The organism is Streptomyces sp. NPDC034037, assembly GCF_055575715.1.
Genome location: NZ_JBVISC010000005.1, coordinates 530,253 through 555,143 on the forward strand (window position 1 = coordinate 530,253; position 24,891 = coordinate 555,143).

Annotated in this window: 16 protein-coding genes, 1 tRNA gene and 5 pseudogenes; 15 read left to right on the forward strand and 7 right to left on the reverse strand. The window is 71.2% G+C overall.

The window, feature by feature from the left end:
- The first annotated feature begins 12 nt into the window (after positions 1-12).
- Positions 13-537 carry a hypothetical protein gene (locus ACZ516_RS20655; protein ID WP_358909727.1) on the forward strand — a complete coding sequence of 175 codons (525 nt, stop codon included), beginning with the start codon at positions 13-15 and terminating at the stop codon, positions 535-537.
- A 216-nt stretch (positions 538-753) separates the two neighbouring features.
- On the opposite strand, the gene ACZ516_RS20660 is transcribed toward ACZ516_RS20655, so the two are convergent.
- The 3 genes from ACZ516_RS20660 to ACZ516_RS20670 all read right to left on the reverse strand — a co-directional run bounded on the left by ACZ516_RS20660 (position 754) and on the right by ACZ516_RS20670 (position 3,459).
- Positions 754-1,731, reverse strand: coding sequence for a DUF5926 family protein (locus tag ACZ516_RS20660; RefSeq protein WP_361081282.1), 978 nt, complete (start codon positions 1,729-1,731; stop codon positions 754-756).
- Positions 1,732-1,921: 190 nt separating this feature from the next.
- On the reverse strand, positions 1,922-2,539 hold the full coding sequence (locus ACZ516_RS20665) for an ATP-binding protein (RefSeq protein ID WP_358588601.1): 618 nt from the start codon (positions 2,537-2,539) through the stop codon (positions 1,922-1,924).
- Between the two features lie 53 nt (positions 2,540-2,592).
- Positions 2,593-3,459: a glycerophosphodiester phosphodiesterase gene (locus ACZ516_RS20670; RefSeq protein ID WP_469011305.1), complete on the reverse strand. Its 867-nt coding sequence runs from the start codon at positions 3,457-3,459 to the stop codon at positions 2,593-2,595.
- 225 nt (positions 3,460-3,684) lie between these two features.
- Between ACZ516_RS20670 and ACZ516_RS20675 the strand changes: the two genes are divergently transcribed.
- Together ACZ516_RS20675 and ACZ516_RS20680 are read left to right on the forward strand one after the other, a co-directional pair.
- On the forward strand, positions 3,685-5,226 hold the full coding sequence (locus ACZ516_RS20675) for a S1C family serine protease (RefSeq protein WP_469011306.1): 1,542 nt from the start codon (positions 3,685-3,687) through the stop codon (positions 5,224-5,226).
- Positions 5,227-5,313: 87 nt separating this feature from the next.
- Positions 5,314-5,398, forward strand: a tRNA-Ser gene (locus ACZ516_RS20680).
- Between the two features lie 154 nt (positions 5,399-5,552).
- Here the strand turns inward: ACZ516_RS20680 and ACZ516_RS20685 are convergent.
- Positions 5,553-6,026, reverse strand: a pseudogene (locus ACZ516_RS20685) (UTRA domain-containing protein); the annotation flags it as partial.
- Positions 6,027-6,059: 33 nt separating this feature from the next.
- Here ACZ516_RS20685 and ACZ516_RS20690 point away from each other — a divergent pair.
- From ACZ516_RS20690 to ACZ516_RS20705, 4 genes and pseudogenes are all read left to right on the forward strand, one after another.
- Complete coding sequence (locus tag ACZ516_RS20690) at positions 6,060-6,338, forward strand: hypothetical protein (protein WP_469011307.1); 279 nt, start codon at positions 6,060-6,062, stop codon at positions 6,336-6,338.
- Positions 6,339-6,818: 480 nt separating this feature from the next.
- Positions 6,819-7,042: pseudogene (locus tag ACZ516_RS20695) on the forward strand (hypothetical protein).
- A gap of 53 nt (positions 7,043-7,095) precedes the next feature.
- Positions 7,096-7,775: pseudogene (locus tag ACZ516_RS20700) on the forward strand (GntR family transcriptional regulator); the annotation flags it as partial.
- A 1-nt stretch (position 7,776) separates the two neighbouring features.
- Complete coding sequence (locus ACZ516_RS20705) at positions 7,777-8,067, forward strand: hypothetical protein (protein WP_469011308.1); 291 nt, start codon at positions 7,777-7,779, stop codon at positions 8,065-8,067.
- A gap of 216 nt (positions 8,068-8,283) precedes the next feature.
- Here ACZ516_RS20705 and ACZ516_RS20710 read toward each other — a convergent pair whose 3' ends face one another.
- The gene (locus ACZ516_RS20710; protein ID WP_469011309.1) at positions 8,284-8,739 is read right to left on the reverse strand and encodes a hypothetical protein; all 456 of its coding nucleotides are present in this window, start codon (positions 8,737-8,739) and stop codon (positions 8,284-8,286) included.
- A 543-nt stretch (positions 8,740-9,282) separates the two neighbouring features.
- Between ACZ516_RS20710 and ACZ516_RS20715 the strand changes: the two genes are divergently transcribed.
- Both ACZ516_RS20715 and ACZ516_RS20720 read left to right on the forward strand, forming a co-directional pair.
- Positions 9,283-10,698, forward strand: coding sequence for a hypothetical protein (locus tag ACZ516_RS20715; RefSeq protein ID WP_469011310.1), 1,416 nt, complete (start codon positions 9,283-9,285; stop codon positions 10,696-10,698).
- A 257-nt stretch (positions 10,699-10,955) separates the two neighbouring features.
- Positions 10,956-11,147, forward strand: coding sequence for a hypothetical protein (locus tag ACZ516_RS20720; protein WP_361081294.1), 192 nt, complete (start codon positions 10,956-10,958; stop codon positions 11,145-11,147).
- Positions 11,148-11,189: 42 nt separating this feature from the next.
- Here the strand turns inward: ACZ516_RS20720 and ACZ516_RS20725 are convergent.
- A pseudogene (locus tag ACZ516_RS20725) lies at positions 11,190-12,112 on the reverse strand (bifunctional DNA primase/polymerase).
- A 417-nt stretch (positions 12,113-12,529) separates the two neighbouring features.
- Between ACZ516_RS20725 and ACZ516_RS20730 the strand changes: the two are divergent.
- The 6 genes and pseudogenes from ACZ516_RS20730 (at position 12,530) to ACZ516_RS20755 (ending at position 19,624) form a co-directional block, all read left to right on the forward strand.
- Positions 12,530-12,841 carry a hypothetical protein gene (locus tag ACZ516_RS20730; protein WP_358589690.1) on the forward strand — a complete coding sequence of 104 codons (312 nt, stop codon included), beginning with the start codon at positions 12,530-12,532 and terminating at the stop codon, positions 12,839-12,841.
- Positions 12,842-13,178: 337 nt separating this feature from the next.
- Positions 13,179-14,090 (forward strand): annotated as a pseudogene (locus ACZ516_RS20735) (bifunctional MaoC family dehydratase N-terminal/OB-fold nucleic acid binding domain-containing protein); the annotation flags it as partial.
- Between the two features lie 710 nt (positions 14,091-14,800).
- Positions 14,801-15,967, forward strand: a complete 1,167-nt coding sequence (locus tag ACZ516_RS20740) for a lipid-transfer protein (protein ID WP_469011311.1) — start codon at positions 14,801-14,803, stop codon at positions 15,965-15,967.
- 52 nt (positions 15,968-16,019) lie between these two features.
- Entirely contained in the window at positions 16,020-16,928 is a 909-nt protein-coding gene (locus ACZ516_RS20745) for a glycoside hydrolase domain-containing protein (RefSeq protein ID WP_469011312.1), read from the forward strand.
- A gap of 206 nt (positions 16,929-17,134) precedes the next feature.
- The gene (locus tag ACZ516_RS20750; protein WP_361081306.1) at positions 17,135-17,716 is read left to right on the forward strand and encodes a SigE family RNA polymerase sigma factor; all 582 of its coding nucleotides are present in this window, start codon (positions 17,135-17,137) and stop codon (positions 17,714-17,716) included.
- A 258-nt stretch (positions 17,717-17,974) separates the two neighbouring features.
- The gene (locus tag ACZ516_RS20755) at positions 17,975-19,624 is read left to right on the forward strand and encodes a long-chain fatty acid--CoA ligase (RefSeq protein WP_469011313.1); all 1,650 of its coding nucleotides are present in this window, start codon (positions 17,975-17,977) and stop codon (positions 19,622-19,624) included.
- A 72-nt stretch (positions 19,625-19,696) separates the two neighbouring features.
- On the opposite strand, the gene ACZ516_RS20760 is transcribed toward ACZ516_RS20755, so the two are convergent.
- On the reverse strand, positions 19,697-24,862 hold the full coding sequence (locus ACZ516_RS20760) for a PAS domain-containing protein (protein ID WP_469011314.1): 5,166 nt from the start codon (positions 24,860-24,862) through the stop codon (positions 19,697-19,699).
- Between the last annotated feature and the right edge of the window lie 29 nt (positions 24,863-24,891).

Below are 24,891 nucleotides of genomic sequence, written 5' to 3' on the forward strand. Positions count from 1 at the left end.
TATGTTCGGCCCATGCAACCCCGCCTGATCGTGCTCCTGGGCGTCGCGACCGTCACGGTCCTCCTGCCGCTCTCCGGCGCGTTCGCCGGGCCGGTCGGCGACGGTGACGCGAAGTCGCCCCCCGCCGGCCCCGCGCTCGACCCCGCGGCCGGCCCCGTGAAGGCCCCGGCCGGTCCGGCGACGGCACTGGCCGGTCCGGCGAAGACGTGCGGTCCCGAACTCTCCACCCCCGACGGCATCGAGGCCCAGACCTGTGTCCTCACCCAGGGTCACGACACCTGGGCCCGTACGTACTACCGCAACGCGACCGGCGACGACCTGAGCGCCGTACTGACCGCGATGGGCCCGCGCGGGCGCACCGTGCGGACGCACTGCGCCGTGGGCGCCGGGGACGAGCCGGGAGCGTGCGAGACGCCGCGGGAGCGGACGGCGGGCAGGGCGGCGGCGTACTGGGCGGTGGCGGAGTTCGCCGCGGGGGAGTCCGGCGCGCTGCTGCTGCGGTCGGGAAGCAACTCCGCGTCTCCGCAGGGAAGTTGAGCCCTTGACCGGTCCCGGACATGGAAGGGCCCGGTTGCTGGCGACGGGGGATGCACCAGCAACCGGGCTATCTGAACGGTAACAAGAGATCGGCTCCTGGCAAATTCGATCTCGGTTATCCGGACAGGGATTCACCTGCGACGACGGGGAGTTGTGACAGGAGTCACGCTCTTCGACCGACTGACCGGTGGGTCAGCAGCGCGCGGACCCGACCGGTCAGCTGAGCGTGACCTGACGGTTGGTGAGACCACCGCGCGCCCGGCGCTCGTCCGGGGTCAGCGGAGCGTCTGCGGCGAGCGCCGCCGCGAGCCGCTCGGCGAACTCGGCCGCCGGCTTCTCGACGTCGTCGGCGCCGACACCGCTCGGCAGGTCCCACACCGGCACGATCACCCCGTGCGCACGGAAGGACCCCACGAGCCGGGTGCCCTCGCCGAGGCTCGACGTGCCGGCCGCGTGCAGCCGGGCCAGCGCGTCCAGGAGTTGCTCCTCGGGGTGCGGCATGACCCAGCGCAGGTGGTTCTTCTCCGGTGTCTCGCACCAGTACGCGGCGTCCACGCCCGTGAGCTTCGCGGTCGGGATGGCGGCGGCGTTGGCCCGCTCCAGGGAGGCGGCGACCTCCGGCGAGGCGTTGTCCGGGTCCGGCACCCAGAACTCGAAACCGGCGTGCACCGCCGGCTCGAACGGCGCGTCGGGTGCGAGCACGTCCTGCATGCGCGGCCCGTCGGCGGGCGCGCGGCGGCCCTGCACCGGCGTGCCCGGCTCGGCCTCCAGGGCGCGGCGCAGGGTGTCCGCCAGGTCGCGGCTGATGTCGCCGGACGAGGTGTCGTTCTGCAGCCCGAGCAGGACCGAACCGTCGTCCCGGCGCAGCGCCGGCCACGCCATCGGCAGCACGGTGGCCAGCGTGACCGACGGGACGCCCTCGGGGAGGCCGTCCTTGAGCGTCAGTTCCACGGTGGCGGCGGGCACCAGCTCGCGCAGCGCGACCCAGTCGCACTCGCCCGGCAGGCCCTCGAAGGGGCGCTGCACCAGCTCGGCCACCGCCTGCGCGGCGGCCCGGCCGTGACAGGCCTTGTAGCGGCGGCCCGAACCGCAGGGGCAGGGTTCACGGGCGCCGACGGCCGGATAGCTCTCGTTGCCTCCGCCCTTGAGCTGCGGCTGCTGCTTGCCCTTGGTCTGGGGGCGCTTCTTGGCCATCTTGGGTGTCTCCCGGCTGCGGCTCTCGTGCTCTCTTGCGTACGGGCGCGAGCCTAGCCGCTGGCGCGGGGCGCGCCGGGATTCACCTGGGAGGGGTCCCCCTGAGGGGGCTTTCGAGCGGCTCGGTCCACTCTGCCCGACGGGGGCTTCAGGAGCCGCTCGGTCCCGTGGACGGGGCGCTCGGCGCGGTTCAGTCCAGGTCGTCGAAGGGGTCGGCGAAGGCCAGGTCGGTCAGCGCGGCCGCCGACGGGGCGGCGACGCGCGTAGCGAAATCCTCGGAGCGGTGCCCCGCTTGGACGACGACCCAGACGGTGACCTCGCCGTGCACGTCGTCGCGTACCCCCCAGGTGTCGGCGAGCGCCGAGATGATGTTGAGCCCGCGGCCGCCGTGCGCCGTGACGGACGGTGTGGCCGGAATCGGGCGGGTCGGACCGCCGCCGTCCGTCACCTCGACCGTCAGCCGGCCCGTCTTGTCGACGTGCCAGGCCGCTCGCACGTCGCCGTCGCCGACCATTCCGCGGCCCAGCGGCCTGCCGTGCCGGCACGCGTTGCTGAGCAACTCCGACAGGATCAATACGGCGTCGTCGATGACCGACTCGGACACTCCGCCGACACGCAGCTGATCGCGCATCCGGTGCCTCGCTTCCCCCACGCCCGCAGGGCCATGGGGCACAGCCATGCTCGACGACGTGGGCACCTCCCGTGCCACCACCAACGCCACCCCCGAGACCTCCTTCACCCCACGCCATCGTGTGGATGCCCCAATGGACTGGACCGGAAACCGGCCAATCGCTCCCCGGTGAGGCACTCGTGACGATCGAATACGCACCGAACGCGCCGGTGCACTCCCTGTAACGGGTGTTACCGGAGTCCCAGCTGATCCAGTTGGGTCAGGACCTGCTTGGGGCGGTTGGTGATGATCGCGTCGACGCCCAGTTCGGCGCAGAGCTCGACGTCCTCCGGCTCGTTCACCGTCCAGACGTGCACCTGGTGCCCCGCGCGCTTCAGCTTGGCGACGTACCCGGGGTGGTTGCGCACGAGCCGCAGGGAGGGGCCCGCGACGCGCACGCCCGCGGGGAGGCGCCCGTCGCGGTGGCGGGGCGAGACGAACTGCATCAGATAGACGGTCGGCAGCGTCGGGGATGCGGCCCGCACGCGGAGCAGCGAACGCGCCGAGAAACTCATGATCCGCACCGGGGAGGCGCTCTCCGTGGCGGGTGCGTCCAGACCGAACTGCTTCAGGAGCAGCATCAGGCGCTCCTCCACCTGTCCGGCCCAGCGCGTGGGGTGCTTGGTCTCGATGGCCAGGCGTACGGCGCGGCCGGCGGCGTTGTTCTCCGCGACCAGCTCCAGGAGCCGCTCCAGGGTCAGGACGGAGGTGCCCTCGCCGAGGCCCCCGCCGACATCCACGCCCGCGGAGCGGTCCCAGTCCGGGCCCTCGCCCTCCTCGGCCTCGTCGTGATGCCGCTTCCAGGAACCGAAGTCGAGGGCGGCGAGATCGGCGAGTTCGAGCGCCGACACCGCTCCCCGGCCGTTCGAGGTGCGGTTGACGCGGCGGTCGTGCACGCAGACGAGATGGCCGTCCGCGGTGAGCCGTACGTCGCATTCGAGGGCGTCCGCGCCGTCCTCGACCGCTTTCCTGTAGGCGGCCAGGGTGTGCTCGGGGGCATCCTCGGAGGCTCCGCGGTGGGCGACGACCTGGATCGGGTGCTGTCGTGCGAGGGTCACCGCGTCATGGTGCCATCACGGGGTACCCGTCGGCTCGCGGAGGGCCGCGCGGGGCCGCGTCCCGGGGCGCCGGACACACAGGCTCGGCTTATGGTGCCCTGACGGCCCATGGGAAAAGCTGACTGTAGACAAGACATACGTACAGTCGGCACATACGCACAGTCGGCACATCCGGGCCGTGACCGAGAACGCCAGCCACGACAGCATGGACCGAGGAGAAGAGCTGTGAGCACCGAGAACGAGGGCAAGGCGGTACCCGAGGCCCCGTCCGCACCTCCTGTGCCGGTGGACGCTCCCGCTGTTTCCGCCGCCTCCGCTGCTTCCGCCGACTCCGCCGCTTCGCGTCCCGCCGCCGATCCTGCGTATGGCGCCGCGGGGGCGCCGCATTCCGGGGCTGGTACCGGGGTGGCCGGGGCCGGTATCGGCGGGGCGGCCGGCGCTCCTGGTGCCGGTGGCGGTGCTGCTGGTGCTGCTGGTGCCGGTGGCGGTGCTTTTGGCACCGGTGGTGCTTCTGGCGCCGGTGGCGCGGGGGCCGGGGCGTGGCCGCCTCCGCCGCCGCCCACGGTGCCGTCGTACGCCTCCGGTGGCGACTCCGGGTCCGGCTGGGGCTCCTCGTACCACCCGCAGGAGCCGAAGCCCGGCCGTCGGCGCGGCGGTCTGGTCGCCGGGGTGCTCGCGGCCGCCCTGGTGGCGGGCGGCGTCGGTGGCGGCATCGGCTACTGGGCGGCCGAGCGGAACGACAACGACACCGGTTCGACCACGGTCGCCGCCGCGGACACGCCGGCCGACCTGAAGCGCGAGCCGGGCTCGGTGGCCAAGATCGCGAACGACGCGCTGCCGAGCGTCGTCACCATCGAGGCGCAGAGCGGCAGCGGCGAGGGCGGCACGGGCACCGGCTTCGTCTACGACAAGCAGGGGCACATCCTCACCAACAACCACGTGGTGGCGTCGGCCGCCGAGGGCGGCAAGCTCCAGGCGACGTTCTCCAACGGCAAGAAGTACGCGGCCGAGGTCATCGGCCGGGCCGAGGGCTACGACGTCGCGGTCATCAAGCTCAAGAACACGCCGGGCGACCTGAAGCCGCTCCCCCTCGGCAACTCCGACCGGGTGGCGGTCGGCGACTCCACGATCGCGATCGGCGCGCCCTTCGGCCTCTCGAACACGGTCACCACGGGCATCATCAGCGCCAAGAACCGCCCCGTGACCTCCAGCGACGGCGGGCAGAGCGGCAAGAGCTCGTACATGAGCGCCCTGCAGACCGACGCGTCCATCAACCCCGGCAACTCCGGCGGCCCCCTCCTGGACGGGCGCGGCGCGGTCATCGGCATCAACTCCGCGATCAAGCCGGCCGACAGCGGCGGTCTCGGCGGCTCGGGCCAGTCGGGCTCCATCGGCCTCGGCTTCGCGATCCCGGTGAACCAGGCGAAGAACGTGGCCCAGCAGCTGATCAAGACCGGCCAGCCGGTGTACCCCGTCATCGGGGCGTCGGTCTCGCTCCAGCAGGAATCCGGGGACGGCGCGACGATCTCCCGGGAGGGCGCGGGCAACGCCGAGCCGATCACGCCGAACGGCCCCGCGGACAAGGCGGGCCTCAAGCCCGGGGACGTCATCACCAAGCTGGACGACACGGTGATCGACAGCGGCCCGACCCTGATCGGCCAGATCTGGACCCACAAGCCGGGCGACAAGGTCGAGCTCACCTACGAGCGCGACGGCAAGGAGCACACGGTCGACGTGACCCTGGGCCAGCGCAAGGGCGACAGCTGAGCCGCCGCTCCCCCGCCGAACCGACCCGCTAGTCTTGTCCCCGCGCCGTCCCGCGCTCCAGGCCCCTGGCCCTGGCGGGAGGCGCGGGGTGGGTTGCCCGAGCGGCCTAAGGGAACGGTCTTGAAAACCGTCGTGGCGCGAGTCACCGTGGGTTCAAATCCCACACCCACCGCAGAGGTTGACGGCCCCTGACCAGGCTTTACGGTCGGGGGCCGTTGCCATGCGCGCTACCCGTCGAACACCGCCGATTCCCGCGATTTCCCGGCCGATCGGGCACGGAAGGGGCACGGCTGGGGCATGCCCTGAGGGCCCTGCCGCCTGGTCACTTACGCCCGGCTGATCGGAATCTCGTACACGATCTCGCAGTGCGCGGCGGGCACCACGATGTCCGCTGTCTCGACCGGCCGCCCCTGGTCGCTGTAGTACGTCCGCCGGATGTGCGTGACGAGCGCGGCCTTCTGGATGCCGAGTAGCGACGCCTCCTCGGCGGTCGCATGCCTGGGCTCGGGCTGCTCCACGGCGTGGCTGACGGTGATGCCGATGGCGGCCATCCGGTTCACGACGCCTGCCCCGGCGTGCGGCCCTCCCTCGGGGAGGACGACGAGAGTGCCGGCGGTGAGGTCGTACGGCTCCCAACTGGTCGAAAGCTGCACGGGCCTGCCGTCGGCCAGGAACTCGTACGCGGTCCGGACACACAGTTCACCTTCGCCGATACCGAGTCGGGCGGCGATTTCCGCCGGGGCCGGCACCTTGGCGTCGGTCTTGCTCTCCCAGTCACCTTGCCTGCCGACGGCCTTCACTGAAAGTGATCGCTGAGTGACGGAGGCTGCCCTGTGCCCGCTTCGCGAGTGAGCGCGGAAGCCATCGCCGCCCGGTTATCGGCGGTCGGGCTCACCACACGCGTGGAGGAGCACGACCGGTGCACGTCGGTCGAGGCGGAGGTGCCGGAAGCGCTCTCCGCCGAGTCATGGCGGGAAGTCTTGGAAGTCCTGGCGGAGGCCGATCGATTTGGGCTTCACGCCACCAGCCAGAACGGCCGCACCCTTTGGGCGGTCGTACGCAAAGCGGCCCCCACGACGGGCGATGTCGGGGGACCGAGCTATCAGCGATAGGAGCTGAGCAGCGTGCTCAACCGTATCCGCCGTGCCGTCTCGCTCGCCAGAGCGCGGTACTTCTCACGGGGCAGGCACCGCCGAGCCTTAACGCCGCCCCGGTCCGCTGCGGCAACGCCTCCTGCACTCGCCGTAGAACCGGTCACCCCGGAATGGATGCCGGACACCGCTGACCGCCTTCATCTGCTCCTGGGCGCGGACAACGCGCTCGCCCGCGCTCGGTGGTCGTGGCGCCGCGACTGTCGGCTGAGGCGTTCTCGGCCCTGGCAGGTGTTCGCTGATGCCTCCCCGTCAACGCCTCCACGTTTCGGGTACCGCGGCTGCTGACTACCGGTCGACCGCATGCCGGGTCGGCATTCACGCAACCTGTGCGGAAGCGTCGCCCTCTCCTGCGCCGGTCGACCTGCCGGTGATCTACGAGACGTGCGTCTGCCCCTGCCATCCCGCGCCGGACCACTCCACGCGACCGGCGGTGAAGCGGTGAGCAACTGGGCCCCGGGGGTGCGCTGGCATCCAACGTTGAGATCACGGCCGTCACCGTTCTGCGCGGCGACATCATCCAAGTCGGCGGTCGGCCACGCCGAGGGAGCGACCTCTTCCAGCTGCCCCAAGGTGCGAAGCAACTGCTGTTTGAGTCGGGAGAGCTGCTGACCATAAACGGGCGGACCCGGCTCGTCGTCGAACGGATGATGAGAAGGCGGTGACGCAGTCCATGACGTCTCGCCGCCTCGTCATCGCTGACGACCTGAGACGCTAGATCACGACCGGCCGCATCGGGCCCGGTGAACGGCTCCCGTCCGAGTCCGACCTGGTCGACCGGTACAAGGTCAGCACGGCCACACTGCGAAGCGCCCTCGCCCTTCTCCAGGGGGAAGGCCTCGTCGAAAAGATCCACGGCAAGGGCAACTTCGTCCGCCGCCCGCCGCGCAAGATCACGTATGTCGGTGGGTGGGGCAGGCTAGATCCTCGGACTGCCGCGGAGGTGGGCCTGCGCGTGACAGTCCGCACTACGGCACTGCCCGCGCGGGGGCACCTGACAGCGCTGCTGAAGTGGACGACGGAAGCCCACTGACCAAATTCCTCCGACTCAGCTACGAGGGAGAGTCCCCGCACAGCCTGGCCCGCGTCTACGTACCGCGAGACCTGGCACCGACCAAGGCACTCGGCGACCGGTCCTCAAGGGCGTGGGCGGAGGCCAACTTCTCCGTGCCTGACCCACCGTCGGCCGAGGTCCACGAGACGGTGTCCGCCCGACTCCCAACGCCGGATGAGGCGTCAACCCTGCGGATCAGCGCAGCCTTGGCTGTCCTCGCGATCACTCGCGTCGCGGCAGACAACACCGGGCGAGTCATTGAGGCGGTCCTACTGGTGTTCCCTGGGGATCGTGTCGACGCCGTCTTCAGCACCTACCACGTGATCGAAGAAAGGCAGGCGCACAGTGACGCCGCAGAACGAACTGCGACTCCTCCCGTGGTCGGGCCCGGACGGCGAGCCCTGCTATCTGGGCACCGATGACAGGAGCGGCTACGTCTCCCGCCTGGCGGACAATATCGAGGCTGTACAACTCGGGATGGCGGCTGACCTCGTGGAACAGGTTTCGGCGGCACTCGGCGACCAGGATGCTGCCCCGGAGGACCTGCGTGGCATGCTGACCGAACTGACCAGAGCCCTTAAAGACGTGCTCCGGGTCGCGACCAGCTGCGGGCACCTTCTGACTGCGAGCGAATAAGGGCTCCTGGAAACACGGCCGTCGGGACTCGGAAGCCCGTCTACTGATCGCCGCTCCCGCTGACCAGCGGACCTGACGAAGCCCACGGCTCTGACCAGTTCAGATGCCGTGGGCTTCTGTCGTTGTCGGTCGGCGTTGGGCGCCCTTGGACGGCCTAGAGACGGCCCAGTCTTCGGGTCCTACGGACTGGAGCCGACCCGTTGGCACGGTTCTTCGTCACTCCAGGGGGACGGGAGCGACCGGCAGTTGTTCCTTGTAGGGCCACGTGAAGGTGCGGTCAGGTTCGAGGTGGGCCTCTCCCCAGTGGATGGCATGAATGCCGTTCTCGGCGTCGGCTGTGAAGAACACACAGACAAGCCTCGTTGAAGCTCCCAGCTCTTCGAAGGCTTCTTGAAGCCCCAGGTACTCCTCAGTCGCCACGGTGCCGTCGACGTTAAACAGAGCGTCTGGACCCTCCGGCCCGTGAGCCCGGAAGAGGCGACGGCGAGTGGGTGAGACGTTGGCGGGCAGTCGGGCCCGCTCCAGGGGCTTCGGCTTGTCGGCGTATCGGAACGGGAAGAGCGCGTGATCGTGGATCACCGCATACTCGTACCCGCGCACGTCCCTTACCGACTCTCCCAGCTCCCGCGCTGTCTCTGCCAGGTTCTCGCGGACCACCCCGGCGAGGGTCACGCCGTAGGGACTCCGCTTCTTCAGCCCTGCCGCGCGGTGTGCGGCATGAGCCTTAGCGTGGGCCTCGACCAATCGCACCGGGACAGCCGCGGCGACTGCGCCGGCCTGCTGCCCGAACCGCTCGACAGCCCAGGCCGAAGGCCCCAACGCATAGTCACCCAACATAGACGCACCCCCTCTACGCGACCACCCCGCTTCGAACTGTGTGACACGTATACGCAGGGGATACAAGGTGGCGATTCAGCCAGGGGCGTCCACTTCGCAACACAGCCGCAACTGACCACGGACGGCCGTGACCTGCGGCCGCCGAATCGATCAAGCCCTGACCTGCTGCTGAGTTGTCGGCACCTGTCGACGTTGGTCACTATTGAGCGCCCTTCCACTGCCCGAGGACGGCCCGGGAGGGCGCTGGTGCGTTAGATTGCCGATGCGTGTGACTAGCTTTGGACGCGGGCCACTTGGAGCCCTCACGCAAGTTGCTGTGATCGCGAAGCGCATCCGGGATCTGGAGACATACGGCCCGTCATCCCTCACAATGAGTGCATGGACGTCAACAACCTGCGCATCCCGGATCGATTTGAGCGGCTTCGCGACCTCGGTGATGAAACGCTGACATCGATCATCGTTCCTGTGGAGCCGATGCTTGAAGAGCTGGACGAGCGTTTTATGGACATGCGCGCTGCCGATCGTGGCTCGCTCATGATCCTCCGAGGTACGTCCGGGGCAGGCAAGTCTACCTTTCTCGATACAGTTGGCTTCTTCCGTCAACGTGTCTCAACTCGTCGAGTCGCGCGTGATGCAAACGTTGCGCAGGCCCTTCGTGAATCCGTAGATGCAGACAACACCATTATCGTGTTCGAGGGACGTGAGGCCCTACGTGACGTCTCGGGATCTGAAATTGAATCCGCCATGCATGAGATTAATCAATTCATCAGGTCTGAGGATGGAAGGCGGGCACTTGTTGTCTGGCCGACTAACCGTGATGACCTTACTGAGCTCCTGGTGGAAATTGGAGAGAGTCTAGGGCGAGAGGCTCTCTTCGGGGTCTCGGACCCCGTAACCTTTTTCGATGGGCCCCCCAAGGCTGAGTACGCGAGGATCGCCCAGCAGACCGTCTCCGTCTTGAATGAGGGTGCATCCCTCGACGCTTTGGGGATTTCGCTCGACCTGGCCAACGACCTTGCGGATAAGTCCGATACGATTGGCAGCTATCTCGCAAGGATCCGCAAGGCGGCGGTCCGTGCCGGCACTCAGGTTGAGAGGCTCCTCACGAAGGAGCGCTATCGCATGTGGACCCTGACTGTGTCGGGGAATGACGTTGAGGGCGATGTTGCGGCGCTTACAAGAGGAGGATTCTCTGCCGCAGACGTCGATCGACTCTTGAGCTCCACTGGCGCGAATGTCGTTAGCGACCTTAAAAAGCATCCAGAACAGACGGGTATTCTCGGTACGGTCCTTGATGCGCGTATCGTCAACATGGATATGGTATGCATGCTTGCCGTGACTAGGACGTACGGCAGCCCTGAGCTGCATAAGGTCATGCAATCGAAAGACATGATTACGGCGCGGGATAGTAGTGCAGGGCGTCGACTCCTGGAAAGTGATCTGGGCATCTTGCTGCAAGACAATCCCTTGGGAACGCGGAAGCGTGGTCCCAAGCCAGGCTCCAATACCAAGGATGCATTCGCGAAGCTGGTGGAGATCTCCAGAACCAATGATGGGCTTCTGAATGATGCGCTAGGGTGCGGTTTGGTTGAAACGGGACTCATCGACAGTTACGAGACTGAAAAGAATCTCGGAACGGATCTCGTATTTAACAGTGACATCTATTGCCTCAAAAGCGGGGCGCCGATTCGCCTGGAATTGATGTGGCGGGCGAAGACGGGCCGAGCGACCATCGCGAACTATGTGCTCGGTAAGATCAATAATTATGGAAAAGCGATCGGAGTTATCCAGTAGTCGCGGCTCCTATGTGAGTCGGTGGTACGGCTTTGAGCTAAAGCTGAATTGGCGCGAGTGATCACGGCCCATTACGCTAGCCAGCGGATCGGGCAGGTTTGTCAGCCTGCCCGGTAGTGCCCGATTTTAGGCCATGTTGAACTCACATGGGCGGCCCCTGACCCTGCGTGACGGTCGGGGGCCGTCGTCTTGTGGTCTGCCCGGCTGCTGTAGCTTCCCGCTGTACACGGGTCGGCTCACGAGCTTGTTGGGGAACCATGGCGGCGCTCGGCTTCGTTTTTATTCTTCTGCCGTGCCTTGCCGTCATCAGCTTCACCTGCTTCGCCGCGTGTCGTGCCCAGCGGCACAAGATGTTCAGGCCTCTGGCTTATGTCTCTCTGGCCGTCGGCCTGGTCGCAGCACTCACGCCCCTCGCGGTCGTGGCCTGGGTTTTCACCGTCGGGGTGTAGGGATGGATAGGCGTCCCTTGCGGGTGCGCCTGGATGCGTGCGTTACGCGTGGCCTGTGAGGCGAGCTGCTGAGGTGATGGTGGCGTGGGCCTCGCGGGGGGTGAGGCCGATGCGTAGGGCGGCGGCCGCGAGGTGGGGGGTCAGGGTGTCGCCCAGGCCGTTCTCGTAGGCGCGGCAGGCGGCCCAGAAGAGGCGCGTGTTGCGTTGGCCCTCGTGTGCCGCGAGGACGAACTGGACCAGGCCGTGGCCCTGTTGGGCCGCCGTTCCGGTGTGCGGGGGCGTGGGGTGCGGGGCGCGGGGTGGTGGCGTGAGCAGGCGCAGCAGTGCGGGCGGGCAGGGCGCGGGCGGCAGGTGGGCGGTGCCGGGGACCGTGCTGTAGACGCCGTGCTCGGTGCGGGAGCCGGGGCCGACGAGGTAGCCGCCCGCGCCGCGGATGTCGATGCCGGGGGCGAGCCGGCCCGCCGAGTTGGGGACCACGGTGTCCGGCGGACCCGCCAGCCAGATGTGGCGGCCGCCGCTCGGCGTGGTCACGACGACGGTCTCGGGGATCGTGAAGAGGTGCCGCAGCGCCAGTTCCCGCAGCGCCGCCGAGGCGTCGACGTCCGACTTGGTGTCCAGGTCCACGCCGATCAAGTGGTGCGGCGGCAGTCCGCAGGCGATGCCGTAGCCGGTGGCCCAGGGAGCGGCGGCGAAGAGTTCCCGGATGCGTCGCGGGTCGGTCGACGCGTCGTACACGCCGTGCCCGAGGCGGCCGCACTCGCCGTGGCAGGGCGGTACGGGGCGGGGAGCCCCGGCCCCGGGGGCGGGCGCGTCGTGCGCGCGGGCGTGCGGGGCGCCGGCGTGGTGGGGGAGCGCAGGGCCGGGAGCTTGGTACGGGCGAGCGGGATCACCGCGAGGCCTCGTTCGGCGGCGGACAGGGCGTGGGCCAGCGCGAGCGTGGTGGCATGGCGGTCGGTGATGGCCATGACTATATTTTCGTACACGCGTTCGAGGAAGGGAAGAGGGGGCGACGTCGAAGAGGTCCAGGAGGGAGCGTCTTGGCGGTGAAAGCGCCCCCTCCTGCGGGGCCCGGCTGATGGTGGCGAAACGCTTCACCCTCTGGGGGGCCTGGGGCGGGTCCCGGTGGCGGTGGAGCGTGGGTGGCCCTCAGGGGGGCTCACTCGGTAGTTCGAGACGCAAAGCGCGTTTATCGACTTGTCCTCACGCTTGCGGGGGAATCGCTGCTTCCGGGGTGGAACGCCGGAGTTCGGTGGGCAACTCTGATCCCGCGACGTCGTACAGCACTCCGGGGCGGTCGGCCAACTACCTCGGTGACAAGCCCTATTTCCCGGTACTCCCGGCGCGTGCGCCGGCGTGTACCTCCCCTTTCTGGAGGACTGGACATGGCCAGCATTCGTACCGCTCGCGTCATCGCCGCCGTCGCCGCCCTGCCTCTGGCGGCCGCGCTCTTCTCGGGCGTCGCGACCGCCGACAACGGCGCCTTCTCGAACGACGGGTCGAACGCGGGAGTGGCGGCCATCAACGGCAGCGGCGTCGGCGTTGGCAACCACGGCAATTCCGCCACCACGCAGCAGCAGGCCATCGGCGACGGTGCCTCGAACAAGAACAACACCGCCCAGGTGAACGGCTCGGCGTTCACGGCGATCGACCAGTCGAACCACGACGTCGCCGTGAACTTCACCGAACTCTGGTGAGCCGCGCGCCCCTGTAGTCGCTCGGGACGGCTTCAAGGGTGAGTGCGGTGATGTGAGACGGGGGGAGTGTTGTGAGGGGGGATTCTGTGCGGCGGCGCTTCGGTGTCGCCGCACAGGTGTGTTCGGGGGCTTGTGTTCGGGGCTGGTGCGGGTGCGGTTCGGGGGCTTGTGCGGGTGCGGTTCGGATACCGGCTCGTGCGCCGGTCCGTTCACCGGTTCGTAACTCCTCTTGACATGCGTGCGTTAGCTGACGGACAGTCAGAAAGCCTTCCGGGGCAGGTGCGATGCAGCGGGAGGTCGTCGCGACGATGCGGCTCGGCAGGCGGAGGGGGCACCGATGAGCGGCCTGGACGCGGAATGCGTCGCGTACGAGAAAGGCATCCCGTACGAGGAGTTGCGGGCCTTCGAGGGCCGGCGCGCGGTGACGCGGGGGCTCGGCAAGGATCCGGTCAACTCCGCCATGATCAGGCACTGGTGCGAGGCGATGGGTGACGCCAACCCCGCGTACGCGGGCGCGGAACAGGTGGCGCCCCCCACGATGCTCCAGGTCTGGACGATGGGCGGCCTCTCCGGGCATGACGGCCGTTCCGCCGCGTACGACGAGCTGTGGGCGCTGCTCGACGGCGCGGGGTACACCTCGGTGGTCGCCACCGACTGCGAGCAGGAGTACGTGCGGGTGCTGCGGCCCGGCGACGAGGTCACCTTCGACGCGGTGATCGAGTCGGTGTCGGCGCGCAAGACGACCAAGCTCGGCACGGGCCACTTCGTCACCACGAGGATGGACGTCGGTGTCGGCGCCCGGCTGGTCGGGACGCACCGTTTCCGGATACTCAAGTACGCGCCGGCGCGGCGAAAGCCCCCGGGGCGGCGGCCGCGTCCGGTGATCAACCGGGACAACGCCGGGTTCTGGGAAGGCGTCGCCGCGCACCGCCTGCTGATCCAGCGCTGCGGCGGCTGCGGGGAGCTGCGTTTTCCCTGGCTGCCCGGCTGCAACTCCTGCGGTTCGCCCGCGTGGGACACGGTCGAGGCGAGCGGGGAGGGCACCGTCTATTCGTACGTCGTGATGCACCACCCGCCCTACCCCGCCTTCGACCCCCCTTACGCGGTGGCACTCGTCGAACTGGCGGAGGGCGTGCGGATCGTCAGCAATGTGATCGGGGTGCCGTACGACGAGGTGCAGATCGGGATGCCGGTGCGGCTGGCGTTCCAGCGGGTGGACGAGGAGTTGGAGCTGCCGATGTTCCGGGCGTCAGCGCCCTGGGAGGGGGCCAGGTCCGACCCGGAGGCCACGCCCTCGCAGAAGCCGTCCTCACAGAAGCCGCCCTCACAGAAGCCGCCCTCGCAAGAGCCGCCGTACGCCCAGGAGCCCGCACCGAAACCCCCGCAGCAGCAGGACGCTGCGCAGGATCAGCCCACCGGAGTCGGGATGAAGGCGGGTGATGCGTTGCCGCCGCTGGAAATCCCGATCACCCGCACCCTGATCGTCGCCGGGGCCATCGCCTCCCGTGACTACCAGGACGTGCACCACGACGCGGAGCTGGCCGGGGCCAAGGGGTCCCCCGACATCTTCATGAACATCCTGACGACCAACGGCCTGGTCGGCCGGTACATCACGGACCACTTCGGCCCGACGGCCACGCTGCGCAAGGTGGCGATACGCCTCGGCGCGCCCAACTATCCCGGGGACACGATGGTGCTGACCGGCACGATCGGGGACGTCGGCGTCTCACCGGAAGGCCGGACGGCCACCGTCGAGGTCGTCGGGGCCAACGGCATCGGCAAGCACGTCACCGGCACCGTGACCCTCACCCTCCCCCCGGAAGAGGCCACAGGCCCCACGGAAGAGGCCATACGCCCCACGGAAGAGGCCACACGCCCCACGGAAGACGCCATACGCCCCACGGGCGACCCCACATGCCCCCTCCCGGAAGACGCCACAGGCCCCCAGGAAGGCACCGCATGAGCGTCCGAGCGCGAGACGGCCTCGGCGGCAGGGCCGCGATCGTCGGCATCGGGGCGACGGAGTTCTCCAAGGACTCCGGCCGCAGCGAACTGAAGCTGGCCGTGGAGGCGGTGCGCGCGGCGCTAGACGACGCCGGTCTCGCGCCCGCCGACGTCGACGGCATGGTCACCTTCACCATGGACACCAGCCCGGAGATCACGGTCGCCCAGGCGGCCGGCATCGGAGAGCTGTCCTTCTTCTCCCGTGTCCACTACGGCGGCGGCGCGGCCTGCGCCACCATCCAGCAGGCGGCGCTCGCGGTGGCGACCGGCGTGGCGGAGGTCGTCGTCTGCTACCGCGCGTTCAACGAGCGCTCGGGACGCAGATTCGGCTCCGGCGTGCAACGACGCGAGCCGTCGGCCGAGGGCGCGGCGCTCGGCTGGTCCCTGCCGTTCGGCCTGCTGACCCCCGCCTCCTGGGTGGCGATGGCCGCCCGGCGCTACCTCCACACGTACGGGCTGACGCCGGACGCCTTCGGGCCGGTCGCCGTGACCGACCGGAAGTACGCGGCCACCAACCCCGCCGCCTACTTCCACGGGAAGCCCATCACGCTCGCGGAGCACGCCGCCTCGCGCTGGATCGTCGAGCCGCTGCGGCTCCTCGACTGCTGTCAGGAGACGGACGGCGGCCAGGCGATCGTCGTCACGAGCGTGGAGCGGGCCCGCGACCTGCCGCGACCCCCCGCCGTGATCACGGCGGCGGCCCAGGGGGCGGGCCGGGCGCAGGAGCAGATGACCGGCTTCTACCGCGGCGACCTGAGCGGGCTGCCCGAGATGGGCGTGGTCGCCCGGCAGCTGTGGCGCACGTCGGGGCTGGCCCCGGCCGACATCGACGTGGGGATTGTCTACGACCACTTCACACCGTTCGTCCTGATGCAGCTGGAGGAGTTCGGTTTCTGCGCGCGGGGCGAGGCCGCGGGGTTCGTCGCCGAGGAGCGGCTGCCGCTGAACACCCATGGCGGTCAGCTCGGTGAGGCGTATCTGCACGGGATGAACGGCGTGGCGGAGGCCGTCCGGCAGATCCGGGGCACGTCCGTGAACCAGTTGCCCGGCGCCGCCCGCACCCTGGTCACCGCGGGCACGGGTGTCCCCACTTCGGGGTTGATTCTGGGGGCGGACGGCTGAACGCGGCGCGTCCGCGACGCCTGGAGGAGGGGCGGGGCCCTTCACTCGCCGTATGCGTATCCAAAAACTGATCATGGGACTTGTCCTCATGATGCTGACGGTCCTGACCCTCGACCTGACCGCGGCCCCGCCGGGTGCCGCGGTCGCCTCCGACGCGGAGGCCGTGACCCCGCCCGCCATCTCCTCGGACACGGCCACCTCCCCGGGCATGGCCGCTGCCGCCGTCGGGCCGTCCGTCGCCGCCGGGCCGTCGTTCCGGGGGAAGGCCTTCGACACCTGCGTCGCGCCTTCGCTCGACACGATGCGGCGCTGGCAGCGTTCCCAGTACGGCGCCGTGGGCGTCTATTACGGGGGGCGCGGCCGGGCCTGCAAGACCCAGCCGCATCTCGACCGCGGCTGGACGCGGGCGGTGGACCGGATGGGGTGGGGGGTGCTGCCCGTGTACGTGGGCTCGCAGTCGCCCTGCGTCAACGCGCGGAACAAGAAGGGCTACACCATCGGACGCCACCCCTGGAGCCAGGGGCAGCGGGAGGGGCGCGACGCGGCCCGCCGGGCCCAGGCCGTCGGCTTCAGAGCGGGCAGCCCGCTCTACCTGGACATGGAGGCGTACGCCTACCGCAAGCCGGCGTGCGCCCGCACCACGCTCTCCTTCGTGCGGTCCTGGAACCGCGAGGTGCGCGGACACGGCTATATCCCCGGTTTCTACAGCAGCGCCGACTCCGGAGTGCGGCACATGGAGAAGGCGCGGCGGTCCGGAGTACGGGATCTGCCGACGGTGATGTGGTTCGCGCGCTGGCGCACCCGCCCGCACCTGTACCGCGAGCCCTCGCTGAGCGCCGACGCGTGGCGTCCGGCGCGGCGCATCCACCAGTACGCGGGGAACGTGCGGGAGAGGCACGCCGGGCGCACGCTGGTGATCGACCGCAACCTGGTGCACGCCCCCGTGGCCCGCATCGGCTGACCGGACCCTCAGGGGCGGCCCCTCAGAGGCGGACCCTCAGAGACGGACCCTCAGGGGCGAACCCTCCGGGACGAACCCTCAGAGGCGGACCCCACCTCCTCCACCTGTAGGAGGTGGGGCAGGCCCCCCTAGTACAACCTGAGGCGGACACGGCTTCGGGACTTGGGGCCGATCCCAGGAGTAGGGGGCGCTTCTAGCGTGGAGGCATGACCGCATCCAGGGTGTCCGTGTGCACCAGCGCATCGAAGGCCGCGACGCGGGGCACGGGCCCGACGAGGGGCGCGGGCCCCTTCGCATACCCGTCGTTCGCGTCGTACGTACGGGCACGCCAGCCCGTACTGCTGCGCACCGCCCGTTCGCTGACCGCCAATCCGAGCGATGCCGAGGACCTGCTGCAGACCGCGCTGACCAAGACGTATGTCGCGTGGGAGCGCATCGAGGACCATCGCGCGCTCGACGGTTACGTGCGCCGCGCGCTGCTGAACACCCGCACCTCGCAGTGGCGCAAGCGCAAGGTCGACGAGTTCGCGTGCGACGAGCTGCCGGAGCCGGCCCTGGCGCCCGTCGGGGACCCGGCCGAGCAGCAGGTGCTGCGCGACGCGATGTGGCGTGCGATCACGAAGTTGCCGGACCGGCAGCGGGCGATGGTCGTCCTCAGGTACTACGAGGATCTCAGCGAGGCCCAGACCGCGGAGGTGCTCGGCGTCTCGATCGGCACGGTGAAGAGCGCGGTGTCGCGCGCCCTCGGCAAACTCCGCGAGGACCCGGAGCTGACCCCGATCCGCTGACCCCGATCCGCTGACCCCTATCCACTGATATCCACTGACCCTGATCCGCTGAGCGCGCCGCCTCCGGGCCGCTGGGCGCGCCGCCCGCACTCCGCTGAGCAGGGACAAGGCGAGCCGCGCCGCGCAGGCGCCGAGATGCCCGACCTAACGGCCGCCGATGATCGATCATCCTCTGAGCTAGTGACATACCGAGCGGTATGCGCGCAGAATCAGCGCAGCCCTTACCGCCGCGTAGGCCATGCCGCCCAGGAGGACGCCGTGCTGAGCACGATGCAGGACGTACCGCTGACCGTCACCCGCATCCTTCGGCACGGCTCGACCGTGCACGGGACGTCGCAGGTCATCACCTGGACCGGTGAGGGCGCCCCGCAGCGCCGCACCTACCGCGAGATCGGTGAGCGCGCGGCCCAGCTCGCCCACGCCCTGCGCGAGGACCTCGGGGTGGCCCAGGGAAGTCCTGTCGGGACACTCATGTGGAACAACGCCGAGCACGTCGAGGCCTATTACGCCGTGCCCTGTATGGGCGCCGTCCTGCACACCCTGAATCTGCGGCTGCCCGCCGAGCAGCTGACGTGGATCGTCGCGCACGCCGCCGACCGCGTGATCATCGTGAACGGCTCCCTTCTCGGCCTGCTCGCGCCGCTGCTGTCCCGGATGCCGAGCGTCGAGCACGTCGTGGTCTCCGGGCCCGGCGACCGCTCCGTGCTGGCGGGCGCGCGGGCGCAGGTGCACGAGTACGAGGAGCTGCTCGCCGGAAAGCCCACCGGCTACGACTGGCCCGAGCTGGACGAGCGCGCCGCCGCCGCCATGTGCTACACCTCCGGCACCACCGGCGACCCCAAGGGCGTCGTCTACTCCCACCGCTCCATCTACCTCCACTCCATGCAGGTCAACATGGCCCAGTCGATGGGGCTGACCGACGCGGACACCTCCCTGGTGGTGGTCCCGCAATTCCATGTGAACGCGTGGGGGCTCCCGCACGCCACGCTCATGACCGGCGTCAACATGCTGATGCCGGACCGCTTCCTGCAGCCCGCACCGCTCGCCGAGATGATCGAGACGGTGCGGCCCACCCACGCCGCCGCCGTTCCCACCATCTGGCAGGGGCTGCTCGCCGAGCTGACCGCGAAGCCGCGTGACGTCAGCTCCCTCACGCAGGTCACCATCGGCGGCGCGGCCTGTCCGCCGTCCCTGATGAAGGCGTTCGACGCCCTCGGCATGCGCGTGTGCCACGCCTGGGGCATGACGGAGACGTCCCCGCTCGGCACGATCGCCCGGCCGCCGGCGCACGCGGTCGGCACCGACGAGGAGTTCGGCTACCGGCTGACGCAGGGCCGCTTCCCCGCCTCCGTCGAGGCCCGCCTGGTCGGCCCCGGGGGCGAACACCTGCCCTGGGACGGCGAGTCGGCCGGTGAACTGGAGGTGCGCGGTCCGTGGATCGCGGGCGCCTACTACGGCGGGGTGGGCGCCGAGAGCCACCGGCCCGCGGACAAGTTCAGCGAGGACGGCTGGCTGAAGACCGGTGACGTCGGCGTGATCAGCTCCGACGGCTTCCTGACCCTCACCGACCGGGCGAAGGACGTCATCAAGTCGGGCGGCGAGTGGATCTCCTCGGTCGAGCTGGAGAACGCGCTGATGGCCCACCCCGACGTCGCCGAGGCCGCGGTGGTGGCCGTGCCCGACGAGAAGTGGGGCGAACGCCCGCTCGCCACCGTCGTCTTGAAGGAGGGCGCCACCGCCGACTACGCGGGCCTGCGCGCCTTCCTCGCGGACAGCGTCGCCAAATGGCAGCTCCCCGAGCGCTGGGCGGTCATCCCCGCCGTCCCGAAGACCAGCGTCGGCAAGTTCGACAAGAAGGTCCTGCGCAGGCAGTACGCCGCCGGGGAACTGGACGTCACACGGCTCTGACGCCCCGGGTCCCGCGCGCCAGGGGCCCCGGGGCGCGCCACCGACCGACGTGCGTCGCCTGCGGGGCGTACGTCAGTTGGTGCCGATCTTCGCCAGCAGGTCCACGATGCGGCTCTGCACCTCGGTGCTCGTGGAGCGCTCCGCGAGGAAGAGCACCGTCTCGCCGGCCGCGAGGCGCGGCAGCTCCGTCTTGTCGACGGCGGCGGTGTAGACGACGAGCGGAGTGCGGTTCAGCTGCCCGTTCGCGCGCAGCCAGTCGATGATCCCGGCCCTGCGGCGGCGCACCTGGAGCAGGTCCATCACCACGAGGTTGGGACGCATCCGCGCCGCGAGCGCCACGGCGTCCGCGTCGCTCGCGGCCCGCCCGACCTGCATGCCCCGCCGCTCCAGCGTGGCGGTCAGGGCCAGCGCGATCTCCTCGTGCTCCTCGATGAGCAGGACCCGCGGCGGGTGCTGCTCGCTGTCGCGCGGCGCGAGGGCCTTCAGGAGTACGGCGGGGTCGGCGCCGTACGCCGCCTCGCGCGTCGCCTGTCCGAGTCCCGCCGTGACCAGCACGGGCACCTCGGCGGCCACCGCCGCCTGGCGCAGCGACTGCAACGCCGTGCGCGTGATCGGCCCGGTCAGCGGATCGACGAACAGCGCGGCGGGGAACGCCGCGATCTGGGCGTCGACCTCCTCGCGCGAGTGGACGATCACCGGACGGTAGCCGCGGTCGCTGAGCGCCTGCTGCGTGGTGACATCGGGCGCGGGCCACACCAGGAGGCGGCGCGGGTTGTCCAGCGGCTCGGGCGGCAGTTCGTCGTCCATCGGCCGGGGCTGGGGCCGGTTCGCGACCTCGACCGCGCCGCCGGGACCGTCCAGCGGCTCCGGACCCTCGTCCGCGTTCCGGTCCGGAGCGCCTATCGCGTACGAGCGTCCGGCGCCCTCCGTCGGCGGGGCGAGCCGGGACTGGGGGTGCCCGGGGGGCGGGGTGTGCGGCTGCGGGTGCGGCCGGGCCGCGTTCTCGGGGCGGTCCTCGCCCGTCGGCTCCGGGGGCGTGGCCAGCCGGCGCCGGCGCCCGGAGCCGCCGAGGGTCTGCGACTGCGGCGGGGCGGCGGGGCCTTCTTGGGCGGTCAGGGGGCCCGGCGCCTGCGGCATGGGGCCTGCGGCGGCCTGATCCGGCTGCGGCGGCTGGGGGTTGCCCGTCGGACGGCCCTGCTGCTGCTCGGGGAGCTGCCGACCGAACGGCACGCCCTGTCCGAGCGTCCGCACGCTGAAGGCACGCCCCTGCGTCGAGTTGGGGTCGCCGGGTGCGGCCTCGGCGGGCAGCGGCTGGGCCGCCCTCGGCTGTGCGCCGTGCTCGGGCGGCAGCGCCGTGTCCGCGGGGGGTGTCCCAGCACCCTGGGCGGGGGTGCCGGGGGACGGCGCGTTGCCCTGCGCGGGCACGCCGGTGGGCGGCGTCGTGCCGTCGGGCCAGGGCTGCGGCGCGGGCAGCGGCCCCGACTCGGCGACCCGGCGACCGCGCTGGGCGCCGGGGGCGACGGGGGTGCCGTGGGCGGGCGTGCCGGGGATGCCCGGAGCGGGGCGGGGCGGGGCGGACGGGGCCTGCGGTGCCCGCGGTGCCTGGGGTGCCTGGGGTGTTTGCGGGGCCGCCGCGCCGGTGGGGGCCGTGGGACTCTCCGCAGTCGGCGGCTGCGGAGCGACCGGCCGGCGGGAGCGGCGGCCCGTCGGGGCCTGGAGGGGGTGCGGCTGCGCGGGGGTCGGGTCCTCGCCCGCGCCGACGGGCGCCGCACCGGGCGTGGCGCCGGGCGCGACGGGTGCCTGCGGGGCCGTGCCGTGGGCGGGAGTGCCTTGCGCGGGAGTGCCTTGCGGAACCCGGCCGTGCTGGGCTGCTCCGTGCGGGGCCGCTACGTGCGGAGCCGCGCCTCGCGTGTCCGTGCCGTGCGCGGGAGTGCTGTGCGGAAGGGGGCCCTGCGGTACGGGGCCGCCGTGCGGGGCAGGGCTCTGCGGAACGGGGCCGCCGTGCGGGGCAGAACCCTGCGGTACGGAGCCGCCGTGCGGGGCGGGACCCTGCGGAACGGGGCCGCCATGAGGTGCCGGACCCTGCGGAGCCGTGCCGCCTTGCTGCCCGGTGACCGGGACACCCGCAGGAGCCGGAGCAGCCGGGTGCGTCGGTCCCACGGCGCCGCCCGCATCGACGTGGCCCTGAGGCGCGCCCTGGGCCCCGGGCGCCTGGCGCGCGGGAGCCTGATTCACCACGGCGTGGCCGACGCCATCGCGCCCCTGAGACTGCCCCGGAACCTGACCCTGGCCCGGAACGGGGACCCGCCCTCGGCCCTGACCCTGCCCCGGAACGGAAACCTGCCCCTGCCCCGGAACGGGAACCTGACCCTGCCCCGGAACGGGAACCCGCCCCTGACCCTGCCCCTGACCCGGAACCGAAACCTGTCCCGGAACCGGGACCGGAACCTGCCCCTCACCCAGACCCGCGCCCGGGCGGAGCCCGATGAGGTCCTGGTCCACCACACCCTGGGCCGCGGCGACCGCGCCCTGGTTCAGCACGGCGTGGCCCAACGGGCTCACCGCCTCGTGAGCGGCGCGCACCTGCGCGGCATGCTCCTGCACGGCGTGTGCCTGAACGGCATGCTCCTGCACGGCGTGCACCTGAGCGGCATGCTCCTGGGCGGCACCCTCCGTGCCGGAGGGGGCGCGATCGGCCTCGGCCGGAGGCAGCGCGAAGACGCGCCCGCTGGTCGTCTCCTCGGCGGCGGCCCGCTCCTTGGCGGCGGCCAGCGCGCGACGAGCCCGCCGCCCCGTGGGCCGCGCGGCCTCACCGGGACCGGCCTCCACGGCGGCGAATTCCGCGCCGGGGGCGGCGCCGTACGTCTCGGACGGACCCGAGGCCAGCGCGGGCAGCGCGTGCTGCTCCCCCGCCCGCCGTGCCCGGCGCCCCGTCCCGCTCGCCGGGACCGGAACGCCCTGCGGCGGGACGGTCTGCCCCAACGCCGCCGACCCGGCCGCGTGTTCGGCTGCCGTCATCACGGAGCCCTCGGCGGCACTCGGCCGCCCGCGCCGCCGCCCCGTACCGCCCGAAGGTCCCGCGTCGCCGTCGCGGCCCTCGGGGGCGGAACCCTCGGCAGAACCGGCAGCGGAACCCGAGGCAGGCCCGGGAACAGGGGCGGAGGCAGCGTCAGGAGCCAGGTCGGAGGCCGCCCCCGGGACGGGAGCCGGACCGGCGGCCGCCTCCGCCGCACGCCGTCCCCTGCGCCGCCCCGTACCGGACGTCGCGGCGGGCATCCCGCTCTCCGTACCGCCGGATCCACCGGGGCCGTCGGTGACCTCGGCGGCACCGGGGGCCGCCGGAACCGGAACACCGCTCTCCAGGAACGAGTCCACCGAGGGACGCCGAGCCCGCCGGCGCCCGCCCCCGGCGGCGGGCGCCGCCTGCTGGGGCACCGCGACCGCGCCGGAACCGGCCCTCTCCGTAGGGCTCGCCCCGGAACCGGCGCTCTCCGTGGAGCCGCCGCTGACCGGTACTTCAAGGACGTACGCGCTGCCGCTCGTGCCCGGCACCTCATGCGTCTGGAGTACGCCTCCGTGGGCGCGCACGATGCCGCGCACGATCGGCTCGTGCACCGGGTCCCCGCCGGCGTAGGGTCCCCGCACCTCGATGCGGACGACCTCGCCGCGCTGGGCGGCGGCCACCACGATGGTCGAGTCGACGTAACCGCCCGCCGTGACGGCACCGACGTCCGCGCGCGTGTTGCCCGTCGCGTCGATGCCCGCCACGTCCGCGACGAGGTGGGCCAGCGCCGTGGCGAGCCGCTCGGCGTCGACCACGATCTCCATCGGCGGCGCGTGCACGGCGAACTGCGCCCGCCCCGGCCCGATCAGCTCGACCGCGCCCTCCACGCCGGCGGCGACGACCGCGTCGAGCATGGCCGTCGTCAGGGAGAGCCGCTCCTCGCCCGCGTCCAGCCGCTGGAAGCCGAGGACGTTGTCGACGAGCGTCGTCATCCGCGCGTACCCGGCGGACAGGTGGTGCAGGACCTGGTTGGCCTCGGGCCACAGCTGGCCCGCGTCGTCCGAGGCGAGCGCGGCGAGTTCGCGGCGCAGCTCGTCCAAGGGGCCGCGCAGGGAGGAGCCGAGGACGGAGAGCAGCTGCTCGTGCCGGGCGGACAGCGCCTCGTACCGCGCCGTCTCGCGCTCGGCCAGTGCCTCGTACCGCGCCGTCTCCCGCTCGGCCAACTCCTCGAAGCGGTCCTTCTCGCGCTCGGCGAGCGAGGCGTACCGCTCCTTCTCGGCGGCGAGTTCCTCGGCCCGCTGCTCCTCGGCGGCCTTGATCTCCTCGGCGCGCCGCTCCTGCGCCGCCTTGATCTCCTCGGCGTGCCGTTCGGTGAGCGCGCGCAGTTCCTCCGCGTGCCGGGTCAGGGCGGCCTCGTGCTTCTCGGCCAGCTCGTCGTAGGGCCTGCGGTCGGTGAACGTCATCACCGCGCCGACCAGTTGGTCCCCGTCGCGCACCGGTGACGTCGTCAGGTCGACCGGGACCTTGGCGCCGCTCTTGGACCACAGGACCTGCCCGCGCACGCGGTGCTTGCGGCCGGAGCGGAGGGTGTCGGCGAGCGGGGACTCCTCGTAGGGGAAGGGTTCGCCGTCGGCGCGCGAGTGCAGGACCAGCGGATGCAGTTCCCGCCCGCCGAGGTCGCTCGCCCGGAAGCCCAGTATCTGGGCGGCGGCCGGATTGACGAGGACGACCCGGCCGTCGGTGTCCGTGCCGACGACGCCCTCGGCGGCGGCCCGCAGGATCATCTCCGTCTGCCGCTGGGAGCGCGCGAGTTCGGCCTCGGTGTCCACGGTGCCCGAAAGGTCCCGTACGACGAGCATGAGCAGTTCGTCGCCCGTGTACCCGTGGGCGTCGTACGCGTGCCTGCCGTCCTCCAGCGGGGAGCTGGTGACCTCGACGGGGAACTCGGTGCCGTCCGTGCGCCGGGCGGTCATCCGGGTGGGCTTGGTGCGTCCGCGCTCGTCGATGGTGTCCGGGCGCCGCATGGATCCGGGGATGAGCCGGGAGTCGAACTCCGGGAGCAGATCGAGCAGACCGCGTCCCACGAGGGCGGTGCCCGGCGTCTCGAAGGCCTCCAGCGCGATGGCGTTGGCGTTCACGACGGTGCCGTTGGCGTTGACGAGCACCAGGGCGTCCGGGAGCGCGTCGAGTATGGCTGCGAGGCGAGCAGCGCCTCGGGATGGCCTGCTGCTCACGACGACGCTTCCTCCCTGGTTACCGCTGC